Raw genomic sequence first — 23,320 nt, forward strand, 5'->3', positions numbered from 1 at the left:
GCGCTCGCGGCGCGCCTTCCCCGCATGTTTTTTTAAGCCGGCGCCGAACTCAGGCCGCGAGCTCCAGCGCCTTTTCCAGCGCCTCCTTGCGCTTTTGCAGGTTGGCAAGCATGTCGAAGTCGGCGGGGAAATCGTCCACCTTCACGACTTGCGCGCCGTAACGCGCGTAGTCGTCGAGCACGCGCCGGTCGTCGGCGTCGAGCAGGCCTTTTTTCTGTGCGGTGTCGGTCCAGGCGGCGAGTTGCGGCAGGCTCTGCGGCATCGGTTCGAGCAGGCCTTGCTTGACCGCGTCGCGCAGCTTCTGCTCGATCTGCGTGAAGCGCGGGTTCAGCTCGAACACCAGCTCGCCGTAGCCGAGCGCGTCGACATCCGGATGCGGCACGTACGAATCGGATACCAGACGCTCGCGCGCGGCGCCTGGCGTTTGCATCAATGCGGCGATCTCGCTGCCGAGCTGGTCGGACGGCTCGCGGTGCGGCAGTCCGAACGGAAACGCGAGCACGCGCACGAGGCCGGCGGCGAGCCGGTTCGGATAGTTGGCGAGCACGCCGTCGAGCGCGCGTTGCGCCTTGTACAGCGAGTCCTCGACACCCCAGCGCACCAGCGGCAGGTCTTCTTCCTGACGGCCTTCGTCCTCGAAACGTTTGAGCGTGGCGGAGATCAGGTAGAGCTGCGACAGCACGTCGCCCAGACGCGCGGAGATGCGCTCGCGGCGTTTCAGATCGCCGCCGAGCACGAACATGGAGACATCGGCGAGCAGCGCGAACGCGGTGGAGAGCCGCGTGGCCGCGCGATAGTACGCATGCAATGGCGCATGCGCCGTGCGCGGTTTGGCGATGAACGCGCCGCCCGTCACGCCATAGACGAAACTGCGCACCACGTTGGAGAGCGTGAAGCTGACATGGCCGAAGAACGCCTCATCGAAATCGCGCAGCGCCTTGGCGCGATCCGTTTCGCGCGTGGCGGCCATTTCCTTCAGCACATACGGGTGACACCGAATCGCGCCTTGCCCGAAGATGATCAGGCAACGCGTGAGAATGTTCGCGCCTTCCACGGTGATCGCGATCGGCACCTGCTGATAGGCGCGCGCGAGAAAGTTCGACGGCCCCATGCAGATGCCCTTGCCGGCGGCGATATCCATGCCGTCGTTGATGACCATGCGGGCGCGCTCGGTAATGTGATATTTGGCGATCGCCGAGATCACCGAAGGCTTTTCGCCGAGGTCCACGGCGTGCGCCGACAGGCGGCGCGCGGCGTCCATTACGTACAGGTTGCCGCCCATGCGGCCAAGCGCTTCCTGCACGCCTTCGAACTTGCCGACGGCGGTGCGGAACTGGCGGCGAACCGCGGCGTAGGCGCCGGTGCCGCGCACGGCGATCTTCGCCATCCCCACGTTCGACGACGGCAGCGAAATCGCCCGGCCCGCCGCGAGACATTCCATCAGCATGCGCCAGCCGTTGCCGACCTGGGCGCGGCCGCCGATCACCCAGTCGAGCGGAATGAACACGTCCTTGCCCGAGTTCGGGCCGTTCTGGAATACCGCGTTCAACGGCCAGTGACGGCGGCCGATGTTCACGCCGGGATGGTCGGTCGGAATCAGCGCGCAGGTAATGCCCGGTTCGTCGTCATTGCCGAGCAGATGCTCCGGATCCAGCGCGCGAAACGCGAGGCCGAGCACGGTAGCAATCGGGCCGAGCGTGATATAGCGCTTGTCCCATGTGACGCGAAAGCCCAGCGTCTCACGGCCTTCAAACCGACCCTTGCACACAATGCCGACGTCAGGAATCGCCGCTGCATCCGAACCGGCATAAGGGCTCGTCAATGCGAAGCACGGTATTTCCTCGCCGCGCGCGAGGCGCGGCAGGTAGTGGTTTTTTTGCTCGTCGGTGCCGTAGTGCATCAGCAGTTCGGCGGGGCCGAGCGAGTTCGGCACCATTACCGAAACGGCGGCGGCCGAGCAGCGCGTGGCGAGCTTCATGATGACCTGCGAATGCGCGTAGGCGGAGAACTGTTTGCCGCCGTACTGCTTCGGAATGATCATGCCGAGAAAGCCGTGCTCCTTGATGTACTGCCAGGTTTGCGGCGACAGGTCCTGCCAGACCATGGTGGTTTCCCAGTCGTTCGCGAGGTCGCACAGCTTCTCGCATTCGACGTCGAGAAACGACTGTTCTTCCGCGGTCAGCGTGGCGGGGCCGTAGCCGAGCAGCTTGTCCCAGTGCGGACGTCCCGAGAACAGTTCGGCGTCCCACCAGACCGTGCCGGCTTCGATCGCATCGCGCTCGGTTGGCGACATCTCCGGCAGGATCTTGCGGAAGATGTCGAGCACGGGCTTGGCGAGCCATGTGCGGCGCAGCGGTTTGAGCGCAAGCACAAGGGCGGGGAGGACGAACACGATGGCAAGCAGCGTGGTGGCCACTGGACCCGCCGCGCCGCTGACATGCGCGGCCGCCACCCAGACGATCATGAAGGCAAGCCACCATGCCGCGCGCGCCTGAACATAGACGAGCGCGAAGGCGGCAATCACTAACACCAGGATGAACCACGGCATGACGTTTCCTCCTCTTTCGATGGTGCGTGCGGACGCATCCACGCAGCGCGGATGGTTCGCGTTCTATTGATTTTCTGCTTCACGCTCGCGTTGCCTCGTTGCGCGTATTGCGTTTGCGCGGCGTGTGTGCAGTTCGACAGCGCGGCGTCGCTTAGGTGCGTAACTTAGACGTGCTGCTCAGGTATGCGGCGTTCATCGTGTTCGGTTGCCTTCCTGCTGAGTGTTGACTGAGTACTTGTTGCCTGTTTAGCGCTGGCCGGCGGCGTAGGGATTGCCGTTCGCCTCGGGTTCGATGCTGCGGCATGCTAACGATCTTGTGACTTGTCCGCACGACGCGGTACTGATTCGCTCGCCTGATCGCGCAGGCACCGCATGCGGGCAACGGCGGACGACGGCGCGTTGCCCGCAGCGTTAGATCGTCAAGCCGCGCCGTGCAATGCGTGCTGACGCGAACCTGCTTCCATGTTGCCGCCGCGATGCTCGCCTTCCGATACGGCCGGCGATGGCGACTCGGATCCGCCCTCGGTGCGTGCCGCGCTCGCGGCTTCAGCACCGCCGATGCCGGCGCACTCCGAGCCGCCTTCGCTGGCGTCGCCGAGGACTGCGGCGAACGCGGCCAGTTGCGTGCCGTCAGGCAACGGTGCCTTGAGCGCGGCCACCATCAGCGAAGCGAGACGGGCGATGAGTTGCAGGTCGTTCATCGACTTGCCTTGCGAGAACTCGGAAAGCAGGCTGTCCGTGTCGGTGCCGGCCAGCACGCCCGACAGCGCGCCGATAGCGAAGTGCAGACGCCAGCCCAGTTCCTCGCGCGGCAGATGCGGCAGCGCGCGCTGAAAGGCATCGAAAAAACGCACTGCCACTGAGGCGTAGTGTCCGTTGAGAAAATCACGAATGAACGACGACGGATCGGTATAAGCGCGGCCGAGCAAACGCAGAAACGCCTTGCCGCCTACCCGCGGATCGCGCGACAGGCGCAGCGCCGGAATGAACATCGCGCCGAGCACATGCTCGCAGGTCAGGCGCTCGCCGAGCAGAGTATCGAAGCGGTCGAGCAGCTTGAGCCGCTCCTGGTTGAGATGGTCGAGGCGGCGCGACAGCATCGAGTGAATCAGCGATTCCTTGCTGCCGAAGTGATAGTTCACTGCCGCGAGATTCACTTCGGCGCGCGAAGTAATCTGGCGCAACGACATGGCCTCATAACCGCAGTCGATGAAGAGTGTTTCGGCGGCGTCGAGGATGCGGGACTTCGTATCGCCGGCATGCCGGCCTGTTGTGCGAACTGCCATGTTGCGTCTCCCAGTTGCCGGGCGTCCGGCCCGCAAACAAGCGATTCAAATATTGATTTGAAACGGCCGTTTTTTTCAGGATAAGAAGAAATGATGCGCGCGATCAAGGGGTCACAGTCGACTAACTCCTCTAGAAGACCTGACGAAGGTCCGTCTTTCCATGCGCGCGGCACGTCAAACCGCGCGGAAATAAAAAAGGCCGTTCCGATGGAAATCGGAACGGCCTCGTATTGCTTGCTAACTTGTTTGGCCCTGCGTTTGCTGGCTGACGCATGCTCTGCGTCGCGGCGGTTCGAGCCGCCTTTGGCGTCTATTGTGCCCGATAACGCGCCGGCAAAATAGCTGTTCGGTTCGAACGCTTAAAGCTGCGCCGCGACCTGTTTCGCCGGCTGCGTCATATCGATGCCGCGGCGCTCGCGGCTGAACGGAATCAGCACGGCGATCACCACGGCCACGATGCCGATCACGACGGCCATGATGAGCGCGTAGTTGTTGCCGTGCGCCTCCGCGGCGCTCGCCTGCAACGGACCGTTCACCGACGCGATCAGATTGCCGAGCTGGTACACGAGGCCGGGGAAGGTCGCGCGAATTTCATCGGGTGAGATTTCGTTCAGGTGTACTGGAATCACGCCCCACGCGCCCTGCACGGAGATCTGCATCAGGAAGGCGCCCACCGCGAGCAGCACCGGCGTGGTCGAGAAAGCCCACAGCGGCAGCACCGGCAACGCGATCAACGCGGCAATGAAGATCGCGCGCTTGCGGCCGATCTTCTCCGACAAGGCGCCGAAGAACAGCCCGCCGCAAATCGCGCCGATGTTCAGCGTGATCGTGATCCACGACACCGTGTGCGCGTCGAACTGATGCTGCACGCGCAGGAAGGTCGGGTACAGATCCTGCGAGCCGTGCGAGAAGAAGTTGAACGCGGTCATCAGAATGATCGCGTATAGCGACAGCTTGACGTTCTGCCTGAGCGTGGCGACGAGACCCGGACGCGCTTTCTTTTCGAGTGTCTTGAAGGCGGGCGACTCCGGCACGTGCGCGCGCACGTACAGCACGAGCAAAGCCGGCAACACGCCGACGAAGAACATGCCGCGCCAGCCGATGTACTGATAGAACACGCCGAACACGACCGAAGCGAGCAGATAGCCGCTCGGATAGCCGGCTTGCAGCAGACCCGAGACGATGCCGCGCGATTTCGGCGGCACGGTTTCCATGGTCAGTGCGCCGCCGACGCCCCATTCGCCGCCCATCGCGATACCGAACAGCGCGCGCAGCACGAGCAGAGTGGCGAGATTCGGCGAGAAGCCGGACAGCAATTCCAGCAATGAGAAGCACGCGATGTTGACCATCAGCGTGGGACGGCGGCCGTACTTGTCGGCGAGCCAGCCGAAAATCAATGCGCCGAGCGGACGCATCACCAGGGTCAACATAATGCCGAAGGCGACTTCGGGGATTTTTGTATTGAACTCGGCCGCAATATCTTTCAATACGAAAACCATTAGAAAGAAATCGAATGCGTCGAGTGTCCAACCCAGATAGGCAGCGATCGTGACGTTTCTCTGTTCCCGTGTCCAACTCATTGATTGTTCTCCTGGTTCTCCATTCACCCATATTCAACGACCGGTGGCTCCGCAGCCCCGCACGCCCCCGGGCGTAGGCTCCGAGCGAGTGTACGCCGACTGTTAAACGCTTGCATGGATGAAGGCGCGTTTATCCGTATTAATCCCTGGGACGGAGTTCACGCAGAATAGCGGCGTGTGCGTCGTGTCGGGTAAATGTAATTGTCGTATTAACCGGGCGTGCAATTTCGTTTGTTATTTGTAATCCATTTAGAGTTTGATTTCGCGCTAATCCGCTCACTTTTACGCGGACGGATATGTGCGCTATCGGATCGAACGAGGCGACGCGGGTTGCACTGCAAGCTTTACCGGTGCCCGGAAAGGCTCTCTGTTCGATATATGCAGCACACGCATCAGTCGAGCTGAAAAATCAATTGGATTCATGCTGCGGCGCGGAATAAGATGGTCGCCATCCTACTCATTCCGCTTTTGTCGACGCACCATGTCAGTCAAATCAATCACTTCCGAGCCTGTACGCCGCGAGCGGAGTCCATTTGCCGTGGTCGCGGCTGTCACGCTGCTTACAGGCCTCGGTGCCGGCCTCGGCGGCATGCTGCTCGCGCTGCTGCTGCACGGCATCCAGCATCTTGCCTACGGCTACAGTGTGACGCAGGTGATCAGCGCCGAGAGTTTTCTGCAGGGCGTCAGCGCTGCCGCGCCCGAGCGCCGCCTGCTCGTGCTGACCATCTGCGGCCTCGTCGCGGGAATCGGCTGGTGGGCGCTGTACCGGTTCGGCCGGCCGCTCGTGAGCATTCGCCAGGCCGTCAAGTCCGACGATCCGCAAATGCCCGTCTTGAGCACGACGATTCACGCGGTGCTGCAGATCGTCACCGTGGCGCTCGGCTCGCCGCTCGGCCGCGAAGTCGCGCCGCGCGAAATCGGCTCGGCGTTGGCCGGCTGGCTGTCGCGCCGGGCGGGTCTGTCGGTCGCGCAGAGCCGGATCATGGTGGCGTGCGGCGCGGGCGCCGGTTTGGCCGCTGTCTATAACGTGCCGCTCGGCGGCGCGGTGTTCGTGCTTGAAGTGCTGCTGGGCACGTTCGGCTGGCCCGCTTTGGTGCCGGCCATCGTGACCTCGTCGGTGGCCGCGCTGGTTGCGCAACTGGGATTGGGCAACGAGCATCAATACCTCGTCCCGTCGATGACGTTGAGCCCCACGCTTGTGGTCTGGTCCGTGGTGTGCGGTCCGATTTTCGGCGTGGCGGCATGGAGCTTCGCGGAGCTGATGAAGCGCTCGCGCGCGGCGGCGCCGAAGAACTGGCGCTTGCCGGTGTTGTCGCTGCTGAACTTCGCGATGATCGGGGTCCTCGCGATGCATTTCCCGCAGTTGCTCGGCAACGGCAAGGGACCTGCGGGGCTGGCATTCGACGGCGGCCTGACCATCAGTCTCGCCGCGATGCTGCTGGTGTTGAAGGTGGTGATTTCGGCGAGCAGTTTGCGCGCGGGCGCCGAAGGCGGGCTGCTCACGCCGGGACTCGCAAATGGCGCGTTGCTGGCGATTGTGCTTGGCGGCTTGTGGAGCCTCGTGTGGCCGGGGGCGTCGCTGGGCGCATTCGCGGTGGTCGGCGCGACGGCGTTTCTCGCTGCCTCGATGCAGATGCCGATCACGGCCGTGGTGCTCATGTTCGAATTCACCCGCGTGAGCCAGGACTTTCTGATTCCCGTGTTGTTTGCCGTGGGCGGCGCGCTGCTGGGTTTTCGTGCGTGCGCGAAGTGGGCGCCCGCGTTGCAGTCAGGCTTCGGGTTTGGCTGGAGTGATGCAAGCAGGGCGCGATAAGGCATAGTCGCCTCATCGTGACGCGGACGGCGAAAAACGAAAGGAGAGCGAAAGGAAAGCCGGCGTGCACCTGGAATTGAAATACGCCAACGAGAACGACGGCAGGAGCGGTACGTTCTCGAAGCTCGCGACACCGCGCGCTTCTTAGCGACGAGTCCGCGCGCCGGCTAATCGCGAATGCACAGTTACAGCAGATTAATGCGCACCTTCTGATATGCTTTTTCCCGTGCTCCGGCGCGGGAATTCGGCGTCGGTACCGACGGCAGGCGGTATCCACTCAAGAGGGTTGCGATCATCATGACCAGTCAGTCGAATTCCCGGGGCGTCATCGGCGTCATCACGTTGCTCTTCACCGTGCTCACCGCGCTTTATTTGTTGATCGGTGGCGCGTGGCTTCTTGCGGTCGGCGGCTCCGCCTACTATCTCATCACGGGCATTGTGCTGCTGGGCGTGGCCTGGCTGCTGTGGCGGCGCAGTCCCGCCGCGCTCGTTCTGTACGCGCTGGTGCTGATCGGCACGGCGATCTGGGCATTGATGGAGTCGGGTCCCGACTTCTGGGCACTCGCGCCGCGCTCCGGCGTGCTCGTCATCTTCGGCGTGTGGTTGCTGCTGTTCGTGAGTTGGCGGCTCGTCGGCGAGCGCAAGCTGGGTGTGGTGTCCCTCGTCGTCGCGCTCGTGGCATGGGCGGGCGTGCTGGTGTACGCGAACTTCAACGATCCGCAACAGGTCAACGGCACCTTGAGTGCTTCCGCGCCCGCGAGCGGCGCGGGCGCCGGCAGCACGATCGACGCCGCCGACTGGCCCGCCTATGGGCGCACCCAGGAAGGCACGCGCTACTCGCCTTTGCAGCAGATTACACCTGAGAATGTGAAGGATCTCCAGGTGGCCTGGACCTTCCGCACGGGTGACATGAAGGGGCCCAACGATCCTGTCGAGATCACCGACGAAGTCACGCCGATCAAGATCGGCGATCTGCTTTACCTATGCTCGCCCCATCAGATTCTGTTCGCGCTCGACGCGAAGACGGGCACGCTCAAATGGAAGTTCGATCCGAGGTTGAAGTCCGATCCGTCGTTCCAGCACGTGACTTGCCGTGGCGTGTCGTATGTCGATTTGTCGGCCAGCGGAGCGGCGGCCGCGCCCGCGGCGGCGCCGGCGAGCGATGCCACCGCAGCAGCAGCGGCACCGCCGAGTGATGCCAGCGCAGCCGCTGCCACGCCTGCGAGCGATGCCGCCTCAACCACTGCTGCGCCTGCGAGCGATGCTGCCACAACCACCGCCGCGCCGGCGAGCGATACCACCGCAGCCTGCACACGCCGCATCTACCTGCCGGTCAACGACGGCCACCTCTACGCGCTCGACGCGCTGACAGGCCAACGTTGCGACGGCTTCGCCAACCACGGCGACCTCGACCTTCAACACGCCCAGCCGGTCACGACGGCGGGCATGTATGAGCCCACCTCGCCGTCGATCGTCACCAGCAAGGTGATCATCGTGGCGGGCTCGGTCGAGGACAACTTCTCGAACCGCGAGCCGTCGGGTGTCATTCGCGGCTTCGACGTGCGCACGGGCGAACTGCTCTGGGCATTCGATCCGGGCGCGAAGGACCCGAATCACATTCCGGGCGCGGGCGAGCACTACACGTGGAACTCGCCCAACTCGTGGGCGCCCGCTGCCTACGACGCGAAACTCGACGTCGTCTATCTGCCGATGGGCGTCACGACGCCGGACATCTGGGGCGGCACCCGCACGCCGGAGCAGGAGCGTTACGCCAGCGGCCTGCTCGCACTCAACGCCTCGACCGGCAAGCTCGCCTGGTTCTACCAGACCGCGCACCACGATCTGTGGGACATGGACCAGCCGTCGCAGCCCACGCTCGCCGACATCACGGGCAAGGATGGCCAGACCGTACCGGTCGTCTACGCGCCGGCCAAGACCGGCAACCTGTTCGTGCTCGACCGCCGCACCGGTGTGCCCGTCGTGCCGGCGCCCGAAACGTCCGTGCCGCAAGGCGCCGCCCCCGGCGACCACGTATCGCCGACGCAGCCCTTCTCGCAACTCACCTATCGCCCGTCGAAGAAGCTGACCGACGCCGACATGTGGGGCGCAACGATGTACGACCAGCTTATCTGCCGTGTGATGTTCCACAAGCTGCGGTATGAGGGCACGTTCACGCCGCCGTCGCTGCAGGGCACGCTCGTGTTCCCGGGCAACCTCGGCATGTTCGAGTGGGGCGGCATTGCAGTCGACACCGATCGCCAGATCGCCATCGCGAACCCGATCGCGCTGCCGTTCGTCTCGCGTCTGATTCCGCGCGGCCCCGGCAACCCAATGGAGCCGGTGCCGGGCGCCAAGGGCAGCGGCACGGAGTCGGGCATTCAGCCGCAATATGGCGTGCCGTACGGCGTGGTGATCAACCCGTTCCTCTCGCCGCTCGACTTGCCGTGCAAGCAGCCGGCGTGGGGCTACATCTCCGCGATCGATCTGAAGACCAATGAGATCGTGTGGAAGAAGCGTATCGGCACGACGCGCGACAGTTCACCGATTCCGCTGCCGTTCAGGATGGGCATGCCGATGCTGGGCGGTCCGATAGTCACCGCGGGCGGCGTCGCGTTTATCGGCGCGACGGCGGACAACTACATCCGCGGGTTCGACGTCAACAACGGCAAGCAGGTCTGGGAGGCCCGCCTGCCCGCGGGCGGCCAGGCCACGCCGATGAGTTATTCGATCAACGACCGTCAGTATGTCGTGATCGCGGCGGGCGGCCATGGCTCGTTCGGCACGAAGCTCGGCGACTATGTGATTGCCTACGCGTTGCCACAGCAGTAAGGGGTATGCGCCGCCGCAGTTGATGCAGTGCGGCGCGCCCGAAGGCATCTGCCTCATGCAACGGCATGCCGCGCGCGCGGGAAGCGCGCCGCGCATGCCGTTTTTCTTGCGATCCTTTTTTTGCTTCGCGCCAGCTGCTGTTCAATAACTGGGACGACCGCGCACGCGATAGCCGGGAAGCCGCGAAGCGCGGACAATAATTTCTAAATGGAATTCGCAGCCTTACAGCAACCTCTTTGCGTGGGATCGAAGTGAACGCTATGCGCCAAGCTCCGGTCGACCGCGTTCTGCGTGGGACCGGAGCCAGTGCCGAAGCGCTGGTTCCGCTCGACAGTGGAGTCCGCCGTGGATCTCACCGGATACGAGTTGGAGCCGCTGCACGACGACGGCGACTTCTCTCTCTATCGCGCCAAGAGACCCCGCCATGCCGTCTCGGTGCTTGCGCTGGTCGTCACGCGCCCGGCCGCGCAGAGCATCACCCGGCTCGAGCACGAATACGGATTAGCCCCGCTGCTCGATGCCAGCTGGGCGGCTCGGCCGCTCGCGCTGTACCGGCGCAGAGAGCCGCCCGTGCTGGTTCTCGACGACGACGGCGGCGAGCCTCTCCATCGCTTGCTGGGCCGTCCGCTGGAGCTCACGCGCTGGTTGCGCATCGCCGTCAATCTGGCGCGGGTCATCGGCCACGTTCACCGATGCGGGCTCGTTCACAAAGACATCAAGCCGGCGAATGTGCTCGTCGACGGGAACGGCAACGTACGGCTCACCGGCTTCGGCATCGCCTCGCAATTGCCGCACGAACATCAGCCGCCCGCGCCGCCGGAGATCGTGGCCGGGACTTTCGCGTACATGGCGCCGGAACAGACCGGCCGCATGAACCGCTCGATCGACACGCGCAGCGATCTCTACTCGCTCGGCGTCACGCTGTACGAGATGCTCACCGGCACGCTGCCGTTCACCGCATCGGACGCGATGGAGTGGATTCATTGCCACATCGCGCGCAGGCCGACACCGCCAGGCGAGCGTGTCGACGCTCTGCCGAAGCCGGTCGAAGGGATCGTGCTGAAGCTCCTCGCCAAGGCCGCCGAGGACCGTTACCAGACCGCGGCGGGTGTCGAAGCCGACCTGCGGTCGTGCCTCGTGGCATGGGAGGCGCACCATCGCATCGAAGCGTTCCCGCTCGGTGCGCACGACGCGTCCGACCGCTTGCTGGTGCCCGAAAAACTGTACGGACGCGAGGCGCAGATCGAAGCGCTCGTGACCGCCTTCGATCGCGTCGTGGGCAGCGGGGCGGTCGAACTGGTGCTGATCTCGGGCTATCCGGGGATCGGCAAGTCGTCGGTCGTCAATGAGTTGCACAGGGTGCTGGTGCCGCCGCGCGGCCTGTTCGCGTCCGGCAAGTTCGACCAGTACAAACGCGACATCCCTTATGTGCCATTTGCTCAAGCCTTCCAGACGCTCGTACGCAACCTGCTGAGCCAGAGCGACGCGGAGGTCGAGCCGTGGCGGCACGCGCTGATGGAGGCGCTTGGGCCCAACGCTCAGTTGATGGTGAATCTGATTCCCGAGCTTGCGCTGATCATCGGCGAGCAGCCGCCGGCGCCCGTGCTGCCGCCGCAGGATGCGCAAAACCGCTTCCAGATCGTATTTCGGCGTTTTCTCGGCGTCTTCGCGCGGCCTGAGCATCCGCTCGCGCTGTTTATCGACGACCTGCAATGGGTCGATACGGCGACGCTGGATCTGCTCGCGCATCTGGTCACGCATCCGGACGTGAAGCACGTTCTGCTGGTCGGCGCGTACCGGGACAACGAGGTGGACGCATCGCACCCGTTTGCGCGCACGCTCGAGTCGATCAGCCACGCCGAAGGGAAGGTGCAGCAGATAGAACTCGCGCCGCTCACAGCGGAGAACGTCACGCAACTCGTCGCTGATTCGCTTCACTGTGACAGCGCGACCGCCGGCCCGCTCGCGCAACTGGTGCACGAGAAGACGGGCGGCAATCCATTCTTCGCGATCCAGTTTCTGACCGCACTCGCCGATGAAGACCTGCTCAGTTTCGATCAGCGCGCCGCGGCGTGGCGCTGGGATCTGCCGCGCATCCGCGCGAAGGGCTTTACCGAGAACGTCGCCGACCTGATGGCGACGAAGCTGAGCCGCTTGCCCGCGCCCACGCGCGATGCATTGGGGCAACTGGCGTGCCTCGGCAACATTGCTGAAGTGATCGCACTGACGTGGGTTCAGGGCGGCTCGGAAGAGACGATGCACGCGAACCTGTGGGAAGCCGTGCGAATGGGGCTCGTTTTTCGCGTGGCCAACGCCTATGCATTCGCACACGACCGCGTGCAGGAGGCCGCTTATGCGCTAATCCCCGCCGACGAGCGTGCCGCCGCCCATCTGCGGATCGGCCGGGCGCTGGTGTCGCGGACCCCACCAGAAGCGCTGGAAGATGCCATCTTCGACATCGTCAACCATCTCAATCGCGGCGCTGCGCTGATCGTGACGGAGCCGGAGCGCGAACAGGCCGTTGCGTTGAATCTCATCGCGGGGCGGCGCGCGATGAATTCGACGGCCTACGCGGCGGCGCGCAGCTATCTGGCGCAGGGCGTGGCGCTGCTGTCTCCCGATGCATGGACGCAGCGCTACGACAGCACGTTCGATCTCTATCTCGCGTTTTCGGAGTGCGAATATCTGGTCGGCGATTTTGCGAAAGCCGACGCGCTGGCCGACATGATGCTCGCGAGAGCGCGCTCGAATCTCGATCGCGCGAAGGTCTTCAGCCTGCGGATCGAGTTGTACCAGCTCGCCGGGAGATATGACGAGAGCTTCATGGTCGCGCTGGTTGCGCTGCGCGATTTCGGCATTCTCTTTCCTGAGACCGATCAGGACATCCAGGCGGCCCTCGACCATGCATTGCGGGACGTTCACGTCAATCAGGCCGGGCGCGCCATCGGCGAACTGGTTGAGGTGCCGGTGGCGACCGATCCTTCGATCCGTGCGATCGTCAACCTTCTCCTTCAGGCGATGAACTGCGCTTTCGCCGCGCGGCCCGCGTTCTATCCGCTCATTACCCTCAAGGCGGTCAACCTTTCCTTGCAGCACGGCAATACCGAGAACTCCAGTTTTGCTTACGGCAATTACGCATTGATGCTGGTGTCCCTGATCGGCGATATCCCCACCGCGGTGCAATTTTCAGAGATGTCGCTCAAGCTCAACGAGAAGTTCGGCAATCGGCGCCTGAAAGGCAAGCTGTTGCATCTGTACGGCGCCCATGTCAATTTCCGGCGCTGCCACATTGCAGCTAATCTGCCGGTTCTCGAACGGGCCACCGCTGCGTGCCTGGAAGCGGGCGATCTGGTTTTCGCGGGCAACGTCGCCTTCAACGCGGTTTGGCAGACAATCGAGAAAGGAGCTGCTCTCGAAGATGTGCAGACGCTCGCGGAAAAGTACGCGGCGCTCGCGCGCGAGAGTCACAACGACGCGGTCTATGAGTTGATCCGGGTCGAGCGGCAATTCGTCATCAGTCTTCGCGGCAAGACGACCGAACCGTTGAACCTGAACGACGAGACGTTCGATGAAGCAGCCTGCTTCGAGGCCATCATCAAATCGAATTTCGGCTGCGCGATCGGCGTGTATCGCATCATCAAGGTCATGCTCGCTTTTCTCGATGGCCGGTACGCCGAGGCATTGGAGGCGGCCGGCCGGGCGGAGGCGGTCCTCAGTTCCGTCATGGCATTGGCGATCGAACCGACCTATCACTTCTTCCATGCGCTCATCCTGACGGCGCTTGTTCCGCAGGCATCCCCGGAGCAGCAGCAAGTCTACAAGCACATTCTTGCAGCGAAACTCAGGAAGCTCGAAAGATGGGCTGAGCACTGCCCGGAGAACTATCAGAATCGCTACGCGCTCGTTTGCGCGGAGCTCGCGCGTGTGGAGGGCCGCGATCTCGACGCCATGCGCCTTTATGAACAGGCTGTCCACTCCGCTCACGAGAATGGCTTTCCACACCACGAAGGCATCGCCAACGAACTCGCCGGTCGCTTTTATCTAGGCAGCGGTCTCAGGACGAATGCCGATGCGTATTTGCGCAACGCGCGTCATTGCTTTGCCTTTTGGGGCGCGGAGGGCAAAGTCGCGCAACTCGACGCGGAGTTTCCCCGCCTTGCCAATCAGGACGGGAGCACGGCGACGTCGACGCTCAGTTTCGACTGGCGGCAGTTCGACGCCGCGACGCTGCTCAAGGCGTCGCAAGCCCTTTCCAGCGAGATCGAACTGGATGGCCTGATCGAGCGCCTGATGACGATAGCGCTGCAGACCTCGGGCGCCGATCGGGGCCTGCTAGTCGTGCCGCAGCAGCCGGACGGCTACCGGATCGAGGCTGAGGCGCGTATCGATGGGCGCGGGATCGCGTTGAACCGGCCGCCGTTTGCCCATTGCGCCGTTCCCGCCGCCATTCTGCGTTACGTGATGCACACGCAAAAGAGCGTCATCATCGACGATGCCTTGACACCCAATATGTTCTCGCAGGACAGCTACCTGGCAAGTGGCGCGACGCGCTCCCTGTATTGCCTGCCGCTGGTCAGGCAGGGCACACTCAGCGGCCTGCTGTATCTGGAGAACACGGCCACGTCGCACGTTTTTACGGCACGCCGCTCCTCGCTGCTCGATTTGCTGGCGTCACAGGCGGCCATTTCGCTCGAGAACACGCGTCTTTATGCCGATCTTCAGGAGCGCGAGGCAAAGGTTCGGCGGCTGGTGGATTCCAACATCATCGGGATCCACATCTGGGATTTCGAAGGCAATGTTGTCGAAGCCAACGACGCTTTTCTGCGCATCGTGGATTACAGCCGGGACGATCTTGTCTCAGCGCGTATCCGCTGGCCCGATCTGACTCCGCCTGAGTGGCGTGATCTCGACGAACGGGTGAGGGCGGAATTGACGACCACCGGAAGCGCCAAACCGTTCGAGAAAGAATACATCCGCAAGGATGGCAGCCGCGTGCCCGTGCTGGTCGGCGCGGCAGCGTTCGGCGACCGCGAGGGGCAGGGCGTCGCTTTCATACTCGACCTGACCGACCAGAAGCGGGCGCAACAGGACGTGCGCGACAGCGAACGACGATATGTCGGACTCCAGATGGAGCTGGCGCATTCCAATCGCGTGGCGACGATGGGCCAGCTATCGGCGTCGATTGCCCACGAGGTGAAGCAACCCGTTACCGCAACCATCGCCTACGCCAGCGCGGCCTTGCGCTGGCTGGCGGCGCGCCCGCCGAATCTGGACGAAGTGCGTGAGGCGCTCAAGCGGATCGTCGCGGATGGCGGCCGCGCCAATAACATCGTCGACCGCACGCGCGCTTTCTTTAAAAAGGAGCCGCAGCGAAAAGACGGCCTCGACATCAACGAAACCATTCTCGAGTTGATCGCCTTCATGCGCAGCGAAGCTCGCAAGCATGGTGTCGAGCTGACCGCGCAACTGGCCGACGGGTTGCCGCAGATTCAGGGCGACCGGGTACAGTTGCAGCAAGTCATGCTGAATCTGATGATCAACGCCCTTGAAGCGATGAGCGCCACGGATGTCGGCGAGCGAGCGCTTCTGATCCGATCCGGCAGGTCCGGCGCCGATGAAGTCTGCGTCAGCGTGGAGGACTCCGGGCCGGGTCTCGACGCAGAGCATCTGGAAGGCGTTTTCGAAGCGTTCTTTACGACCAAACCCAACGGGCTGGGGATGGGACTGCCGATCTGCCGCTCGATCGTGGAAAGTCACGGTGGACGGCTATGGGTGACATCGAACGAAGCGGGAGGCGCCACGTTTCAATTCACGTTGCCCGCGCAAGGCAACCTGGCGCATCCAGGCAACGCCTAGCGCGCGACGCGACCGCCACCGCGACGCGCACGCTGAAGAACCGACTGATTTTCAGCCGACTCACTTCTGCAATATCTCGCCGATCAGCGCGAGTAGCCGCGCATCATCCACTGGCTTCGAGAAGAAGCCGGAGGCTCCACTAGCTTCGGCTCGTTCGAGAAGCGCTTGCGTCGCGTAGGCGGTAATGAAAATAACAGGAACAGGCCGCTTCCATAGCTTGATCGATTCAAGCAGCGCAAAACCGTCCATGCCGGGCATGTGAATATCCGCGACAACAAGTTTCAGTGCCGAGCGGCGCGTATCACCTAGAAGATGGCTGGCGGACTCATAAACAATCACTTTCCAGTTTGCAGAACGAAGCAGACTGGATGTCGCCATCCGGACGAATTCGTCGTCGTCCACTACCCCAATAACTGCAGGAGAGCGCTTTGTTCTCATCTCGAGTCCGCAGGGCATCGAAAGGATTCAGAAAGGCTGAATCCTCTAGGCAAATTACAGGCCTACGGAACCGGCGACAATAAGACCTTAGAATGGTTTTAGTGACAGTTCGTATTAGACGCGGCTCGACCTGGCGCGGAAAGCGCGCGGTGAATCCGCATGTTGCCGACGCCTCAGTGCAACGGCAGAACCTGTTGCAACTTCCTGACGACATCAGGCACTGAGCGCGCCTGCAGCTTATGCATCGCTTGCGCGCGATGGATCTTGACCGTCACTTCGCTCAGACACAGGAGGTCGGCAATCTGCTTGTTCAACAGTCCGTCGGCGACCAACCTGATGACTTCCCGCTCGCGCGCTGTCAGCGAGTCATAGGTTTGACGGATGCCCGCCACGATCCTCTCCTGGCGTTTCAATTCGCCATCCCTTTTGAGCGCCGCGGCAATCGTATCGATCAGATCCTGGTCCCTGAACGGCTTGGTCATGAAGTCAAAAGCGCCTGCTTTCATTGCCTTGACGGACATCTCGATGTCGCCATGCCCGGTCAGAAATATGACCGGAAATCGAATACTTTCCTTGAAGGGATCCTGCTGCAACGTCAGGCCGCTCGTGCCGCGCAGACGCACATCGAGAATGAGACAACTCGGCACGTCCGGCATGTCCGCGGCGAGAAAATCGTCGGCCGATTCGAATGCTCTCGCGTGAATGCCAACCGACATGAGCAGGGAAGTTAGGGCGCCGCGAATGGACTCGTCGTCGTCGACCACGTAAACAAGCGAGTCCGGCAAAGATTCTCTTCCTGCCGCAGCGTTGTCATGTTTCATCGCTCGATCTTCGAAAAGTTCGTTACGCTAAGCTGACGCCGATACTTTTCGTATAGTAAGCAATGCTCGCGCTTATCGCTACCTGTTGCGCATGGTCTTCGCTGGTTTCATTCCGTCGCTGTTATTTCGTTGCCGGGAAGCGCGGCCGATCATCCGCAACGATGCTGTTTCTTCTGATGAATCGCGTGATGCTCGTGAAAGAAACACCCCGGATTAGCGGATTGAATCACTGCAGGCAGACGCGGCTCAGATCCACTGTGCGCCGGTACACGTTCTTGTTGAGCCATGGCACGAAGGTGTACTCGTCGTAGGCGTTGCTGCCGACATAAATCCAGTTGTGCAATACGCGAGACATATTCACCTCCTCAATCAAGTGCGTCGACGCGCAACCGCATTCCTGTCGAGGACGCTATCGCTCGCGTGAAAGTTTGTCTCGCGACGATGCGACGCCGAATGCCAATACGCACGCGGCCTTGCTGAAGCATTCGATCGAAGAAAAGATTGCTATCGCGAAGGAATGGTTGAATTCCATCGGTAGTGCGGGTGCGATGGCCAACACGCTCGCACCGCAGAGAAACGCAAACGTTCCGCGAGCGAAGCGTGCCTTGGCAACGGCAGCGAGACCGGTGCCGACCACGAGGAGCTTCGACAGGAGCAGGGCAAGCAGCCCGGCGTGAGCGTCGGTGCCGTTTAACTCCAGCGGCGCTTCAATGAGGGACCATCCACAGACAACAAGCACGAGTATTTTGAATACCCGCTCGGAGAGCGCATTCACTGTGGCGCTGTCGCTATGTATTTGGAGCGCTGTCGACTGGAGTGCATCGCCGTGCAAGCCGATCCCTGAATCTGCTGTTTCTCTTGCATTCACGACTCGCCCTCCAGGTGACAGCGCGCGAGACAGCCGTGCTTGCCATGAAATTAAGGTACACGGCCTTGCAGGTGAAAACCATTGTGCGAAAGGGTGGAGTTGCCTCTGAAAAAGCGTGGTGAACTCATACGGCCGTATATTCGATGGGAGCGAAATCTGGTCTCGCGGATATCGACACGAGCAGACCGCGCGCCATCCCCGCGCAACAACGAAAGCTGGGAAAGAATCGGGCCAATGCCGGAAACATTGCCGAGGAAAAAGAAAAAGCCCTTTTCCTGCGCGCGCATTCTGTTGAAGCTTCAATGGCCGTATCATGGCTTCGGAGCAAACACGCAGACGCATGGATTGAGAGATGGACAAGCGGTAACCGTCCTTGGGCGTTTGAGTCACCGACCGTCTGTTCGGGCGCTTACCGTGTTGTTGCCGGCGGTGGCGTCCCATTCAACGAGAGTGAAACATTACGTTTCGATTCATAAGGAGCGCGGCCATGCTGGTTAGCCGAATCGACCCGTGGAGTCAAACGATACGACTGTTGTCGTCCGGATTTCGACGCGCCAATGTGGACGGTGGTACGCAGTGCGTGCCGGAACGCGCGACATCCCATGGTTTCGAGACGACGCCAGGTACGAGTCACTTACCTCATCTGAAGGTGAGTCTGATCGAGCGGACCACCTCGCTCACCGTGACCATTGCGTGGCGCGATTCCACGAGTTGCTTTTACGGCGCACAGGTCTGGCGGGTCGCGAACGCCAAGGTGTCAGGGACATGCGTGCTGAGCGGGCAACGGATCAGGCGCGGGGACCGCATATTCCATCCGCAGCGCTCGAAACCCTCGCCGGTTAATGCCCGCGCGATGATCCTCGAATCGGCCCTCAATGCGCTAGAGCCGTTGCAGATAAGCCCGACCTAGATTCTTTCATTTGCTAGCCGATTTCGCTCCTGTATTTTCGCCCTCCCGAAGCACCACGACATCTCGCCACCACATGAAGCGTTGCGATAGCCGCGTCCTGAGACCGCGCGAAAGTTACCGGACGAGCATTCAGGCCGGATAGGTGCGCGCATCCGAACGTATTAGGCGGGCACGCGAGTGCACGATGCGTTACACCATATCGAACGATGGTGCCCCGCAGCGTTCGCGCTTACGCTTCATTCGTTCTCCGGTTGTTTGAATTGTCTCCCCGGTGACGATTCGCGGCATCTGGATTCTCTGCTCTACATCTCTACATTGACTAGTGAGGTGCGAGATGGACCAGCTTTACATGTTGCGTGCATTCGTTGCGGCCGCGCGGTATCAAAGCTTCAGCAAGGCTGCGGAGTCGCTGAACGTGACCACGGGATCGGTCTCGAAAGCGATCGCCAAGCTCGAAGGGTGCATTCAGACGAGGGTCTTGCTCAGGACGACAAGGTCCGTTTCCTTGACTGAAGCGGCGCAACCCTACTATCAGAGTTGCTGCCGCTTGCTCGAAGAACTCGACGAAGCGAATCGTCGCATTACACGCTCGCGTGAAGTCGACAGCGGAAAGCTGCGGCTGATCGTGCATCCGATGCTGATGAGCGAAACGTTTTCGCGCCTGGTGCGGGGCTATCACGCCATTGCCCCCAATGTGAATCTGATCGTCTCCGTTCAGGAGGGGGCCGCCAACCTGTACGACGGCCGGTTCGATATGGCGATCCTTCCGCCGCATCTTGTCGAGCAGTCTGCCGTGATTCGCCGTACGTTGTCGAAGTCGCTGCGCATCTTCGTCGCAGCGCCTGCTTATCTGGAGCAGTATGGAACTCCCAAAGTGGCCGCCGAGTTGAGCCGCCATTTTCTCCTGCTGGACATGGATTCACGGAAGAAGGGCGTGGACGTCGTGGAACTGCTCGAGAACGACACACGGGTGAGCGTGTCTCCCATGTCGTCGATGGACGGGAACGAAATCTTGCTCAGGGCAGCGGCCCTCATGGGGACAGGCATTGCCGCTTTGCCTGAAACGATGGTGCGTGAGGATATCGAAGCCGGGCGGCTTACGCATATCTTGCCGCTGTGCACGACATTCGACAGCAAGGTTGAAATCTGTCTGTTCTACTCGCACAGGGAACTGCTTCCGGCGCGGCTCAGGACATTCGTCGATTATTGCACCCAGTTCTTCAGATCGTCGGCTCGATACGACGTCAAGGATGCAGCGACTGTTTTGCCGTTGAATGACTACCGCGAAGATTACAGCCGGCGGCCGGCTGAGGCTCGGCATGCGCGGCCATCACCGTTCGAATCGGTAGGCCGGTGACCCAGGCAGCGTCGGAATGAGGGTTCCTCTGCGTTGACCGGATCGACGTAAGCACGCAGCCGCCGAAATAAAACCAGGCGGCTGATGGCACGACAAGCTACGAGGCGCGTGGAATTATCTGTCCGGTTGATTGACCTGGCCGGTGTACCGGTCGAGATGAATCTCCACGTCAGGATTCTTCTGCAGTCCGAGTTCCATTAGCTTGCTGATATCCCGCTGTGCAGCAGGACGTTGTACGGAGGTAATGAACGCTTCCCACTGTGGCCCAACCTCGCTATCGGGAGGGAGAGTGGCAACGTTCACGAAGTGCTTGATCTCCCCGATGGTTTGCTTGTCGAAGGATGCAATGCGGCGAGCCAGCGTATCGACGAACTCATCCAGTTCAGCGTCCGGAAAGGAGCGGTTGACATAGCCGTAGCGTTCGGCGAGTTCGCCGTTGATGTCGTTACCGCTCAGCAGAATTTCGAGTGCGCGGCCTCGCCCCATCAGACGGGGAAGGCGGGACATCGGTCCGCCGCCGGGAACGAAGCCGGCGCCCACTTCGAATTGCGAGAGCACGGCTTTCTCACGGCTGGCGAAGCGCATGTCGGACGCAAGGGACAATTCACTACCAACGCCCGTAGCCCGGCCCCGGATAGACACGATCGACACCACCGAAGAGCGGCTCAGACGTGTGAGCATATCGGGTAGCGGGGGCATGCCTGTAGGACCCGGCGGCATGCGCGTCGTGACTTCGAGAGGCGGTAGGAAGTCGTAGTGAGTCAGGAAGAAACCGGGTACTGCGCTATCGAACACCACGACCTTCAGTTCGGGATCGTTCTCTATCTGCGTGATCACGCTATTCAGCTGCGGTATGGATTCCGGACCAAAGATATTGAAAGGAGGGTGGTCGATGGTGACGCGCCAGTATGCCGGCGTCACGCGCTTGATTGTGAACTCTGGCTTCGTGTCGGCCTCCGGTTGCGCATTTCGATTCGCAGCGGTGCTTGTCTGGTCGCTCTGCGTTATTGCCGATTGGGTCTGTTTCATGTTGCTTCCTTTTTAAGGCTGAGAAAAGTCGCGGAGGAGAGAATGCACGGGGCATCCGGTCCACACGAATTAGTGTAGGCAGCCGTTCGGCAGATACCAATGAGCATGACTGCAAAGTCGATCAAGAATCAGGGCGAGATATTGAGCGATGCGAAGGAATGCTGGATTTGTTCGCGGCCGACACAACTGTTGTTCTAACCTGACCGTTTACCCGGCGGGCGTGCTTCCACACAATCGGAACAACTACCGCGAACTACGGTTTGCGGTCGGTCGAAGCGATAACGATGCGAGGCTTGCCAACCGGCTGCCTCTATAGGCGGCTCAATTGGACAATCGTGAAGGTGCTTGCCCAAAATATTGCGTTGCTGCCGTACTCATCGCTTCGCCTCATTGGACTCTTTGCCAACAGGAGCTTGTATGGCAGACAATATTCTTCCCCAGACCCCGTCGCGTCGCCGGTTTATCGGCGTGGCCGCGGCGGCCGCTGTTGCGGGCTCGTTGAGTCGACTCGCTTTCGCGCAGACGAGTCAACCAATCACGGAAGTCACGAAGTCGAGTGGTGGTGACAAGGCCGCCATTCGTCCACTTCGTGTGCACGCGCCGGAATCGCAACTTATCGAATTGAAGCGGCGCATCAAGGCAACCAGGTGGCCCGATCGCGAGACGGTAACTGATGCGTCACAAGGCGTGCAGCTTGCGACCATGCAGAAGCTCGCACGGTATTGGGCGGCCGACTATGACTGGCGCAAAGTCGAAGCGAGGCTGAACGCGCTACCGCAGTTCGTCACCGAAATCGATGGGGTCGACATTCATTTCATCCACGTTCGTTCGAAGGATGCCAATGCGTTGCCGATTATCGTCACGCACGGGTGGCCCGGTTCGATCATCGAGCAGTTGAAGATCATCGGTCCGCTGACCAATCCGGCCGCCCATGGCGGAGCGGCGTCGGACGCATTCGATGTGGTGATTCCGTCGCTCCCCGGTTACGGGTTCTCGGGCAAACCGACAGCGACGGGCTGGGATCCTGTTCGGATCGCACGCGCCTGGGTCGTACTGATGAAACGGCTCGGCTACACGCGATATGTGGCGCAAGGCGGCGATTGGGGCAATGCTGTCACGGAGCAGATGGCTCTGCTGGCACCGCCGGAACTGCTCGGCATTCACACCAACATGCCGGCAACTGTGCCGGACAACGTCGCACAGGCACTCAAGCTCGGAGAGCCGGCGCCAGCAGGTCTCTCGCCCGATGAAAAGCACGCGTTCGATCAGCTCGACTATTTCTACAAGCACGGCTTGGGCTACGCATTGGAGATGGCGAACCGCCCGCAGACGCTGTACGGCATCGAGGATTCGCCGGTCGGCCTCGCCGCGTGGATGCTCGACCACGACTCGGCCAGCCAGGCGCTGATCGCGCGCGTGTTCGACGGCCAGCCCGAAGGGCTCACGCGAGACGACGTGCTCGACAACGTGACGCTCTATTGGCTCACGAGCACGGCGATCTCGTCAGGCCGGTTGTATTGGGAAAACAAGCTCAACTTCTTCGCTCCCAAACACGTTGCCATCCCGGTTGCCGTCAGCGTCTTTCCGGATGAAATCTACGCTGCCCCGCAGAGCTGGACAGCGAACGCGTATCCGAAGCTGATTCACTATAATCGCCTTCCTAAAGGCGGACATTTTGCGGCCTGGGAGCAGCCGCAAGTTTTCTCGGAAGAGGTTCGCGTGAGTTTCCGGCCGCTGCGCTGAAAACAGGAATACAGGTGATGTTGCAACGGTTGGCGGGGTCGTAAAGATGCATGTTCGCCGGCCTCCTGTTTGCGGGAGGCCGGCGACGGGGACATGGGCTTCATAGACACATCTTGTTGTACGTGGCAGGGCACGGTTTCAATGACGACTGTCCTGCCTGGCATACGTCGACTCCCATCCACCACCCAGCACCTTGCACAGCGTGATGAGGTTCGCGTCGGCTTCGGCCCTGCTTTGCTCCA

The 23,320-nt window shown here is 61.7% G+C and carries 14 protein-coding genes; 6 read left to right on the forward strand and 8 right to left on the reverse strand.

Annotated elements, in window-relative coordinates; all coding sequences use genetic code 11:
• Nucleotides 1-49: 49 nt before the first annotated feature.
• The 3 genes from B0G73_RS29030 to B0G73_RS29040 form a co-directional block, all read right to left on the reverse strand.
• A complete protein-coding gene (locus tag B0G73_RS29030) occupies nucleotides 50-2,548 on the reverse strand; it encodes an acyl-CoA dehydrogenase (protein WP_106284608.1) in 2,499 nt (832 codons plus the stop codon).
• A gap of 419 nt (nucleotides 2,549-2,967) precedes the next feature.
• Nucleotides 2,968-3,834: a TetR/AcrR family transcriptional regulator gene (locus tag B0G73_RS29035; RefSeq protein ID WP_106284609.1), complete on the reverse strand. Its 867-nt coding sequence runs from the start codon at nucleotides 3,832-3,834 to the stop codon at nucleotides 2,968-2,970.
• Nucleotides 3,835-4,193: 359 nt separating this feature from the next.
• The gene (locus tag B0G73_RS29040; RefSeq protein ID WP_106284610.1) at nucleotides 4,194-5,414 is read right to left on the reverse strand and encodes an MFS transporter; all 1,221 of its coding nucleotides are present in this window, start codon (nucleotides 5,412-5,414) and stop codon (nucleotides 4,194-4,196) included.
• Nucleotides 5,415-5,895: 481 nt separating this feature from the next.
• Here B0G73_RS29040 and B0G73_RS29045 point away from each other — a divergent pair, with 481 nt between their 5' ends.
• The 3 genes from B0G73_RS29045 (at nucleotide 5,896) to B0G73_RS29055 (ending at nucleotide 15,912) form a co-directional block, all read left to right on the forward strand.
• Nucleotides 5,896-7,227 carry a chloride channel protein gene (locus tag B0G73_RS29045; RefSeq protein ID WP_106284611.1) on the forward strand — a complete coding sequence of 444 codons (1,332 nt, stop codon included), beginning with the start codon at nucleotides 5,896-5,898 and terminating at the stop codon, nucleotides 7,225-7,227.
• A gap of 297 nt (nucleotides 7,228-7,524) precedes the next feature.
• On the forward strand, nucleotides 7,525-10,056 hold the full coding sequence (locus B0G73_RS29050; RefSeq protein WP_106284612.1) for a glucose/quinate/shikimate family membrane-bound PQQ-dependent dehydrogenase: 2,532 nt from the start codon (nucleotides 7,525-7,527) through the stop codon (nucleotides 10,054-10,056).
• Between the two features lie 345 nt (nucleotides 10,057-10,401).
• Nucleotides 10,402-15,912: an ATP-binding sensor histidine kinase gene (locus B0G73_RS29055; protein ID WP_106284613.1), complete on the forward strand. Its 5,511-nt coding sequence runs from the start codon at nucleotides 10,402-10,404 to the stop codon at nucleotides 15,910-15,912.
• A gap of 60 nt (nucleotides 15,913-15,972) precedes the next feature.
• On the opposite strand, the gene B0G73_RS29060 is transcribed toward B0G73_RS29055, so the two are convergent.
• The 4 genes from B0G73_RS29060 to B0G73_RS29070 form a co-directional block, all read right to left on the reverse strand.
• Nucleotides 15,973-16,314 (reverse strand): response regulator, encoded by a 342-nt coding sequence (locus tag B0G73_RS29060; protein ID WP_166679094.1) that lies wholly within the window; start codon nucleotides 16,312-16,314, stop codon nucleotides 15,973-15,975.
• Nucleotides 16,315-16,523: 209 nt separating this feature from the next.
• Nucleotides 16,524-17,171: a response regulator transcription factor gene (locus B0G73_RS29065; protein WP_106284615.1), complete on the reverse strand. Its 648-nt coding sequence runs from the start codon at nucleotides 17,169-17,171 to the stop codon at nucleotides 16,524-16,526.
• Nucleotides 17,172-17,397: 226 nt separating this feature from the next.
• On the reverse strand, nucleotides 17,398-17,526 hold the full coding sequence (locus B0G73_RS41430; RefSeq protein ID WP_258193729.1) for a hypothetical protein: 129 nt from the start codon (nucleotides 17,524-17,526) through the stop codon (nucleotides 17,398-17,400).
• Nucleotides 17,527-17,580: 54 nt separating this feature from the next.
• The gene (locus B0G73_RS29070) at nucleotides 17,581-18,039 is read right to left on the reverse strand and encodes a hypothetical protein (protein WP_106284616.1); all 459 of its coding nucleotides are present in this window, start codon (nucleotides 18,037-18,039) and stop codon (nucleotides 17,581-17,583) included.
• Between the two features lie 487 nt (nucleotides 18,040-18,526).
• Here B0G73_RS29070 and B0G73_RS29075 point away from each other — a divergent pair, with 487 nt between their 5' ends.
• Together B0G73_RS29075 and B0G73_RS29080 are read left to right on the forward strand one after the other, a co-directional pair.
• Entirely contained in the window at nucleotides 18,527-18,949 is a 423-nt protein-coding gene (locus tag B0G73_RS29075; protein ID WP_106284617.1) for a DUF3331 domain-containing protein, read from the forward strand.
• A 334-nt stretch (nucleotides 18,950-19,283) separates the two neighbouring features.
• Nucleotides 19,284-20,306, forward strand: a complete 1,023-nt coding sequence (locus B0G73_RS29080; protein ID WP_106284618.1) for a LysR family transcriptional regulator — start codon at nucleotides 19,284-19,286, stop codon at nucleotides 20,304-20,306.
• A gap of 114 nt (nucleotides 20,307-20,420) precedes the next feature.
• On the opposite strand, the gene B0G73_RS29085 is transcribed toward B0G73_RS29080, so the two are convergent.
• Nucleotides 20,421-21,335 carry an enoyl-CoA hydratase/isomerase family protein gene (locus tag B0G73_RS29085; RefSeq protein WP_106284619.1) on the reverse strand — a complete coding sequence of 305 codons (915 nt, stop codon included), beginning with the start codon at nucleotides 21,333-21,335 and terminating at the stop codon, nucleotides 20,421-20,423.
• A 417-nt stretch (nucleotides 21,336-21,752) separates the two neighbouring features.
• Between B0G73_RS29085 and B0G73_RS29090 the strand changes: the two genes are divergently transcribed.
• Nucleotides 21,753-23,078: an epoxide hydrolase family protein gene (locus B0G73_RS29090; RefSeq protein ID WP_106284620.1), complete on the forward strand. Its 1,326-nt coding sequence runs from the start codon at nucleotides 21,753-21,755 to the stop codon at nucleotides 23,076-23,078.
• The last annotated feature ends 242 nt before the right edge of the window (nucleotides 23,079-23,320 follow it).

Origin of the sequence: Paraburkholderia sp. BL25I1N1 (genome assembly GCF_003002025.1) — a bacterium.
Taxonomy (GTDB): Bacteria; Pseudomonadota; Gammaproteobacteria; order Burkholderiales; family Burkholderiaceae; genus Paraburkholderia.

Coding starts and splice junctions, on each gene's coding strand:
- B0G73_RS29030 (WP_106284608.1), bottom strand. CDS start 2,548: ATGCCGTGGTTCATCCTGGTGTTAGTGATTGCCGCCTTCGCGCTCGTC.
- B0G73_RS29075 (WP_106284617.1), top strand. CDS start 18,527: ATGCTGGTTAGCCGAATCGACCCGTGGAGTCAAACGATACGACTGTTG.
- B0G73_RS29045 (WP_106284611.1), top strand. CDS start 5,896: ATGTCAGTCAAATCAATCACTTCCGAGCCTGTACGCCGCGAGCGGAGT.
- B0G73_RS41430 (WP_258193729.1), bottom strand. CDS start 17,526: ATGTCTCGCGTATTGCACAACTGGATTTATGTCGGCAGCAACGCCTAC.
- B0G73_RS29035 (WP_106284609.1), bottom strand. CDS start 3,834: ATGGCAGTTCGCACAACAGGCCGGCATGCCGGCGATACGAAGTCCCGC.
- B0G73_RS29080 (WP_106284618.1), top strand. CDS start 19,284: ATGGACCAGCTTTACATGTTGCGTGCATTCGTTGCGGCCGCGCGGTAT.
- B0G73_RS29065 (WP_106284615.1), bottom strand. CDS start 17,171: ATGAAACATGACAACGCTGCGGCAGGAAGAGAATCTTTGCCGGACTCG.
- B0G73_RS29050 (WP_106284612.1), top strand. CDS start 7,525: ATGACCAGTCAGTCGAATTCCCGGGGCGTCATCGGCGTCATCACGTTG.
- B0G73_RS29090 (WP_106284620.1), top strand. CDS start 21,753: ATGGCAGACAATATTCTTCCCCAGACCCCGTCGCGTCGCCGGTTTATC.
- B0G73_RS29085 (WP_106284619.1), bottom strand. CDS start 21,335: ATGAAACAGACCCAATCGGCAATAACGCAGAGCGACCAGACAAGCACC.
- B0G73_RS29040 (WP_106284610.1), bottom strand. CDS start 5,414: ATGAGTTGGACACGGGAACAGAGAAACGTCACGATCGCTGCCTATCTG.